The organism is Mucilaginibacter sp. A5337 (assembly GCF_059690695.1).
In genome coordinates, this window is the sequence record NZ_JCAWEC010000017.1 from 41,173 (window position 1) to 48,245 (window position 7,073).

Here is a 7,073-nt window from a genome sequence, read left to right on the forward strand (position 1 = left end):
ATGGCTACGCATAAAAAAATATCAGTTGACCAATTTTGTGTTTATTATCAGGTTGAGACAACATTTGTGTATTCGTTGAGAGAGCACGGTTTAATAGAGCTGATGCGTTCAGATCAGGGTGATATGATCGGCTTTGAGCAGCTTGCCGATCTTGAAAAATATATCCGTCTCCATTACGAGCTGGAGATCAATATGGAGGGTCTGGAGGCGATAACGCACTTGTTGAAAAGGGTTCAGCAGCTGCAGTACGAGCTGCGACGGCTGCAACAGGGCAATGCCCAGCAGTAAGCGAAAGGTATAGGAATATTTGTAATTTGCCGGTTTGTTATTCCTGTTCCGGGCAGTCAGGCCGTCATGAATGGTATGCGGAGCGACAGCGGCAGGTTTTAAAATAATTATTGTTTAATTTAGCTACAGTTCTAATTCAAAACTGGTGTTCGGGCAACCATGATGCCGTATGGTATCCGTTACCCCTGGTGATTATCTTATTTTAATGAGGAAAAAAATCAAAAGCTATCTTCCGGCGATCAAAGATGCGGGGTTTGAAAGGAAAGATTATGTTATTTACCACGAATTTGAAAGCGGGACAAACGTTGAATTCCCCAAAGATGATTCATTCGTATTGCTTTTGTTTGAGAGTGGCAGCGGTATTCACCGTATTGACAATACGGATCACGAGATAAAACCCAGGCAGGTCCAAATGGTTTCGCCCGGGCAGGTTCATCATTGGGAGTTCGGCCCGGAAATTAAAGGAAAAGAGCTCATTATCAACAGGGCGCTAACGGAAACTTTTTCCTCAAAACTGCAATTTTCCTTTACTCAATTTATTCAGCATGCCGTATTAAACCTTGATCCAAAAACATTCAAGCAATTAAACAACGAGTTCTTATCCATTAAGACAGAATTAGGCTCAACTTCCGTATTTACGGAGCTGATCAATGCCAGATGCAGGTTAATTACGCTGATGATCACCTTATGGGCAAAAGATAAATTTGGGGATGTGGTCACTTACCAGTCCAATCCTTTATCTTTTAAGTTCCACTCTTTGGTGGAACACCATTACAGGACACAGAAATCCGTTTCCTTTTATGCCAGTCACCTTTGTATTACGCCCAATTATCTGGGAATTATCTGCAGAAAGCAATTCCACATGTCGGCACTGGAAATGATCCAGGAGAGAGTTTTGCTGGAGGCGAAAAGATTATTACACAGTTCGGCGATGTCTATCAAAGAGATCGCATTTCACCTGGGGTTCAAAAACCTGGTCTATTTCTCCTATTTCTTTAAAACTAAAACGACGCTGACACCAAGTGAATACCGGGCGCTGATGCAAAATTGCTAAACCTGAATCCTGTTGTACTGCCATTTTTTCATTTCTCCGAGCCTAATGTTTAGCATTTCACGGCATTGTGCTCAACCGGGGCTTGTCCATCTTTCCGGGGTTTATATTATTGATTAAATCAATTATGGTTTTACGACGGACGGTGCAGTAAACTTTGTAATCGTTCATCAGTAAGAATGATTTATGGCAGAGTTTTCACCATTTTCGATAGTTTTTGACTGAATCTGCTCATTGATATTAGCTAATATTGTGTTGCACTGTATATCTATTGGAGCTTTTGCCGGAACACTATTGGATCTATTGCGGTTTGCTAACAAATTTCAACGAAGAACTATTTTTTTATTGCTGATTACTATCATCTTGTTATCTACTGCTTCAACGGATATATACGGCCTTCCTATTGTCTCCAGGGTGGGTAAAGTTCAATTCGGACTTTCTCACCGGGGCAATGGATGTCATTTTTCCTCCTCATTTTCCAACATTGTTTTGGCGTTTGCTGCCACCACACCACCCTGCCCTGCACGGTTAAAGAATCGCTGAAAGAAATGATCCAGGGACTGCATCATATAACAACCGTCGCGGGAAGTGCGCAAGGCAACCTGGACTTTTATACCGGGGTATTGGGCCTGGACCTGGTTAAACGGACCGTTCATTTTAATAACCCCAATGTTTATCATCTTTATTATGGTAATCAAACAGGTTCGCCCGGTTCATTGCTGAGTTTCTTCCTGCTGCCGGCAGTACTTCGCGGGCGGCGCGGCGCGCGGCAGGTCAATGAAGTAGGTCTTGCTGTTCCACAGGATAGTCTGGGCAACTGGTTAGACCGCCTGGAAACCTATCGGATATCCCATCACCCGGTAGCGGAAAAGTTTGGCGAACCTTATCTTACGCTATATGATCCGGATGGGTTAAAACTGGAACTGACCGCTGTCAGCACTTCGGCTGTGCCGGATAACGAAACCCGGCCTGAAATCAATGGCCTGCACCAGGTTACCATTGCAACGAACCACCTTCAGGCGACAGCAGATACGTTGACGGATATCTTAGGCTACCAGCTGCTTGGACAAGAGGGCGACCGTTACCGGTTTATTACGCCCGATTCGTCTGGCGCCAATATCATCGACCTCCTGGATGCACAGGACGAAGCAGCCGGCCAAAAAGGGCGCGGCGTAGTTCATCACATTGTCTTTCAGGTGGGGAACAACGAAGCACTATTGGCTTACCACCAGACAATCTCAGCTTTGGGATGGGAGGTCGGCGCAAAATTTGACCGTCCTTATTTCAATTCGTTCTATTTCCGGGAACCTGGCGGTATGTTGTTTGGCATCGCTACGGATCAGCCCGGCTTTACGGTCGATGAACCGCTGGACAGGTTAGGTAAGAAATTGCTGCTGCCGCCGGAGTTTGAGGACCGGTGGTTTGCTATACAGCAGCATTTGCCACAGTTAAATGTTCATCGCGGTGGCAGCTCATGGTTTTTCAGCAAGGATTTGCCTGCTGACTGCCTAAAGCAAAATGACAGGTAGTTTACTAATAACAATAATTAACAGATACATTAAACACTAACAAACTAAAAAATGGCTATTGTAAAAGAATTCAAGGAATTTGCCATGCGTGGCAACGTTGTCGATCTGGCGGTCGGTGTCATTATCGGCGCGGCTTTTGGTAAGATCGTGACCTCATTGGTCAATGATATCCTGATGCCGCCCATTGGTTACTTTACCGGCGGCATCGATTTCAAGGACCTGAAATATGTGCTCAAACCGGCAGCGGGAAAGACACCGGAAACGGCCATCAATTACGGCACGTTCATCAATAATGTCATCGATTTTTTAATTGTTGCCTTCTGTATTTTTATTATTGTTAAAGGCATCATGGCGCTTAAGAAGAAAGAAGTGGCTGCTCCTGCCCCGGCGCCGGTTCCAAGCAAAGAAGAAACTTTGCTTACCGAGATCAGGGATATATTGTCAAAGAGATAGACGCTGTGGCCAACGGCAGCGTGTACAGCAAAGATGGATCGGGCAGGAAAATAAACTGATTTTGGACCGGTAGACCACGCAGCTTTATCAAGCTGATTTTCAGAAGTGTAATAAGTAATTATCGATATTGTTGTCACGAATTTCAATACACTTAGCTTAAACGCCTGCACCGATTATTAGCTACTATTGTATAGTCACTGACAATGCCGGCGTTAACAAGCCTCGACCATTGCATAATTTAATATGATCCGCTAATTTTTAATAACATGAAAAATTTTAATGATTATAATACGGAAAAGATGAAAGAGCTTAAGGAACAGATGGCCATCGCTGAAGCTGAAGCAGACCAATATTTTAGCGGGAATGATGCCGCGGGCATACGGTTGAGCAAGGCGCTGGAACAAATGGAAACCACTGCGCAGCTACTGCGTAATGAAATAAGCAACAAAAAGAACGCCCGGTAATGCACTTGCTTTTTTCACCTGCTTTGTTATTTTTATGAAATAAAGAGGAGGCAATTTATTGTTTCAGGGGAGATGGACATTTCAAAAGGGATAGCATCATGAGCATTATACGGCAAACCAGCGGCATCATCCGCAACACATTTATCAACGGGATCATTTTTTTAATTCCGCTTGTTGCGCTTGGCTGGGTTTTCAGCGGGGCAATAAGCGGAATTTTGACGTTTGTTGGTAATGCGCAAAATAATCCATGGGTAAAAGCGCATGGGGGCTTGCTCCTGTTGCTTCCGGTCGTCCTCCTCGTCCTGATCGCCTTTGTTTTTGCATTAGGTATCCTTGTTCATATTACCTTATTAAGCCGCGCAAAAAACTGGCTTGAACATCAGGTACTGGATATGATGCCTGGCTACGATTTCCTCAAATCAATGATGGAGGAAAAACTGCATGTTAAGCAAAATGACGGTGTGCCTGTCCTGGTCCAATGGCAGGACTCGCAGCAATTGGGCATCCTGGTCGATGAAAAGGGAGGCCGGAATGTTGTTTTTTTTCCCAACAGCAGCATACTTGGGGGTGGGGCGATCCATATTGTAGACACAACGCAAGTCACCCGGACAACCTTATCGCTTACTGACCTGGATAATGTTCTGATCCGGTCCGGGGGTGGGTTATTGGGGCAACTTGATATTAAAGATGCGGGGAATGCGGTTTGATGAATGATCCGGTAAAACCACCCGCTGCATACTGCCGGAAATGCCGGGAGAGGTTCCGCTACGAACTACCCGCTGGCTGGTTGTTGCAGAAGATCTTCTTTTTTCTACCCGTCAGGCGTTATTTCTGCGTGAGCTGCCTCAAGACCCGGTACCGGATAGTCAGGTAGCGCTTATTAAATGCGGGCTCCTTGCTTTTTGAAAGATTCGCTGCCCCGTACATTATCTACGTCGGACTGATGCCGAAGAAGAATTTGACCGTTCCATGTCTTACCATCTTTCTAAATTTCTGCTCCTCCGGCTGCCGGTCTTTTCCACTGCATTTTACCGGCAGGGCATCAGATCGGTCCTGTCAAACCCGCTTTTTCAGGCCGGGCTTTTTTTGGCAAGCCCGACCTTTTACAACCGGCTGCGCGGGGTTAAATTCAACACAGAAAAACTAAGCGATAAGGAGCTGAACACCTTAAAAAAGTATGTCAACCGCAGTTGCTTCAGGCCGACTCCTTTTGGGCTGTTCTCCTCTTTCTCTTTATGTGACTGGGAAGAAAACGGGCAGATAATAATGGCCGAAGAGGATCCGTTCGGCGCCTATATCGCACCTGACCAGTTATTTTCGCAACAAGCTGGCGAATATCTGCTGCGTGTTTCAAAGAACCGGTTACGATTCGAAGGAAACGCCACCATTTACCGGGTTCACAAAGATTACCGTTTTATCAGGAACATGGTGGATGCGGCGGGACGAAGGACTTATCATCTTCAGTCGACCGACTATTCGCTGATCCTAAAAAACCTGCTTCATTTTTGACCGGAAATAACCGAATTGCTGAACAGGTAATTTTTATGGATGCCTTTATCCCCTACCCAGAAATAATTGCCATTGGCAACGATGTTATCGTGAAAGGTAAAAGGCAGGTCTGCATCAGCTCCATATCCCAGCCATATGGCTGCTTCGTAAGCGCCGTAAATAATAGAGTGCGTAATGAACATTGAGGAATGATAAGACGGCATTCTTGCAGTTGTAAAATATACAGTGATCAATATGGATACCTTCGCCCTGGGCAAAGATGCCTCCTTGGATGGGCGCCGAATTTTTTTCTCCGATAAAATAGCACTGTGAGATTTCCAGATCTTTTAAAGCATTATTCCTTCGCTCAATAGCATAAAAGTATACCGATACCGGGTTGGGGTTCCCTAAGAACTTTAATCATTTCAGCGCCACATGATTTCGTTCCACCTGAAAGGCGACGCTTGCATGCGAAAGCTTCCCAAACCTGTTGGAATCTACTATTACCTGGATGACTGGCATTTTAGTAGGTGTCCAATCCGGATCATCCGGCATCACCAACGCCCCGATGGTGAATTTACCTGAAACAGCCTGCGTATTGGATTCAATTTTCAATGACTGCGTGACTACGTATAAACCGGGAGCAAGCTTAATATCAATGTTGCTATTTCCGGTAAAATCTTTTGCGAGGCTTACCGCTTTATTCAGGCTCGCCAGCGGCTCAGTTGATGTGCCTTTTGCCTGGTCATTTCCTTTCAAAGGGTCTACGTAAAGGGATTGTGCCTTCGCGGAACAGACTAAAAAAAGGAATAGTATCGCGAAGAAATAGTTGTACACTATTTTTTTTGCAATGGGTCTGAAATAAGCTACATACATTGGATGACTTTTTTAGGGAAATATCGGGTTAATTTTTGTGCATTTTTTTCTTGAATGTATTTGAATATACTTGAATACCTGCAATCCGCGTGTTAGTCTTATACTTTTTCGGCTTTTAATGATGTTCTTAAAGGATAAAGGTAAAAGGCTGTTATTGCCAGCCCCATGACGACCAGGTAGCAAATTAAAATGATTTGTTCGTTACTTTCTTCAAATCCCTTACTGACTGAAACCTGCCAAATCCCCGGTATGTTTTTAAGTCCGAAACACCATTGCCCAAAATTCCAGGCGGCATGAAGTCCAATAGGCAGCGCTATGCCTTTGGTGCGCAAGGCTGCCAGGCCAAATAGTACGGAGCCTGCACCGGAACCAAAAAAGGCCTGCTGCCAGGTAAAGCCTCCAGCCGAGTGTTCCAGCGCAAAAATGAAGGCAATAATGATCTGCGCTTTCCAGGGGCCGATCTTATAGGACAGGCTGCGAAGGGCATAACCGCGAAATGCAATTTCTTCCCTTGTCGCCAATACCAAATAGAGCAGGAAAGATAAAGCGACCGCGTAAAATGACGGGGTTGCACGTATCAAACTGATATGCCCAAAAATCAGTACTAAAGCCAAATGCAGCCCGGCAATAAGCAGACCGATTAAAAAGCCGGTAACCAGTTTGCCTAAAGTTGCCTTTCCCGGAATCAAGCCAAGTTGCCTGAGAGATACAACCCTGGCAGCAGGAGCCGGAACTCCAGGCATGGGAAGCCATTACCCGGATTCGCATCCACGAAAATGAACTGGAATTTACCAGCAGCCGCGATGTAACTGCCACTCTTGTTCGCTTTCTGGTTGGAAAAGGCTAAGATGTGATCGGTGTCAATCAAAAAAATTATGGACTCGACGATATTTACCAGAAATATTTTGAATCAAATAGTACTAA

10 protein-coding genes are annotated in these 7,073 nt (G+C 45.0%); 7 read left to right on the forward strand and 3 right to left on the reverse strand.

Going from position 1 to position 7,073, the window contains the following annotated elements; all coding sequences use genetic code 11:
- The 7 genes from AC59JO_RS29300 (at position 1) to AC59JO_RS29330 (ending at position 5,294) form a co-directional block, all read left to right on the forward strand.
- Positions 1–288 (forward strand): chaperone modulator CbpM, encoded by a 288-nt coding sequence (locus AC59JO_RS29300; protein ID WP_413670180.1) that lies wholly within the window; start codon positions 1–3, stop codon positions 286–288.
- 205 nt (positions 289–493) lie between these two features.
- Positions 494–1,342 carry a helix-turn-helix domain-containing protein gene (locus AC59JO_RS29305; RefSeq protein WP_497309926.1) on the forward strand — a complete coding sequence of 283 codons (849 nt, stop codon included), beginning with the start codon at positions 494–496 and terminating at the stop codon, positions 1,340–1,342.
- 452 nt (positions 1,343–1,794) lie between these two features.
- A complete protein-coding gene (locus AC59JO_RS29310) occupies positions 1,795–2,868 on the forward strand; it encodes a VOC family protein (RefSeq protein ID WP_497309928.1) in 1,074 nt (357 codons plus the stop codon).
- A gap of 51 nt (positions 2,869–2,919) precedes the next feature.
- A complete protein-coding gene (mscL, locus tag AC59JO_RS29315) occupies positions 2,920–3,321 on the forward strand; it encodes a large-conductance mechanosensitive channel protein MscL (protein ID WP_497309930.1) in 402 nt (133 codons plus the stop codon).
- 266 nt (positions 3,322–3,587) lie between these two features.
- On the forward strand, positions 3,588–3,785 hold the full coding sequence (locus tag AC59JO_RS29320) for an Hc1-related histone H1-like protein (protein WP_413670184.1): 198 nt from the start codon (positions 3,588–3,590) through the stop codon (positions 3,783–3,785).
- Positions 3,786–3,883: 98 nt separating this feature from the next.
- On the forward strand, positions 3,884–4,492 hold the full coding sequence (locus tag AC59JO_RS29325) for a DUF502 domain-containing protein (protein WP_497309932.1): 609 nt from the start codon (positions 3,884–3,886) through the stop codon (positions 4,490–4,492).
- 262 nt (positions 4,493–4,754) lie between these two features.
- Positions 4,755–5,294: a lantibiotic dehydratase gene (locus AC59JO_RS29330; RefSeq protein WP_497309934.1), complete on the forward strand. Its 540-nt coding sequence runs from the start codon at positions 4,755–4,757 to the stop codon at positions 5,292–5,294.
- Here AC59JO_RS29330 and AC59JO_RS29335 read toward each other — a convergent pair.
- From AC59JO_RS29335 to AC59JO_RS29345, 3 genes are all read right to left on the reverse strand, one after another.
- Positions 5,285–5,497 carry a hypothetical protein gene (locus tag AC59JO_RS29335; protein ID WP_497309936.1) on the reverse strand — a complete coding sequence of 71 codons (213 nt, stop codon included), beginning with the start codon at positions 5,495–5,497 and terminating at the stop codon, positions 5,285–5,287. The genes AC59JO_RS29330 and AC59JO_RS29335 overlap by 10 nt on opposite strands.
- A gap of 196 nt (positions 5,498–5,693) precedes the next feature.
- On the reverse strand, positions 5,694–6,032 hold the full coding sequence (locus tag AC59JO_RS29340; protein WP_497309938.1) for a hypothetical protein: 339 nt from the start codon (positions 6,030–6,032) through the stop codon (positions 5,694–5,696).
- Between the two features lie 215 nt (positions 6,033–6,247).
- Entirely contained in the window at positions 6,248–6,892 is a 645-nt protein-coding gene (locus AC59JO_RS29345) for a CPBP family intramembrane glutamic endopeptidase (RefSeq protein WP_413670188.1), read from the reverse strand.
- Between the last annotated feature and the right edge of the window lie 181 nt (positions 6,893–7,073).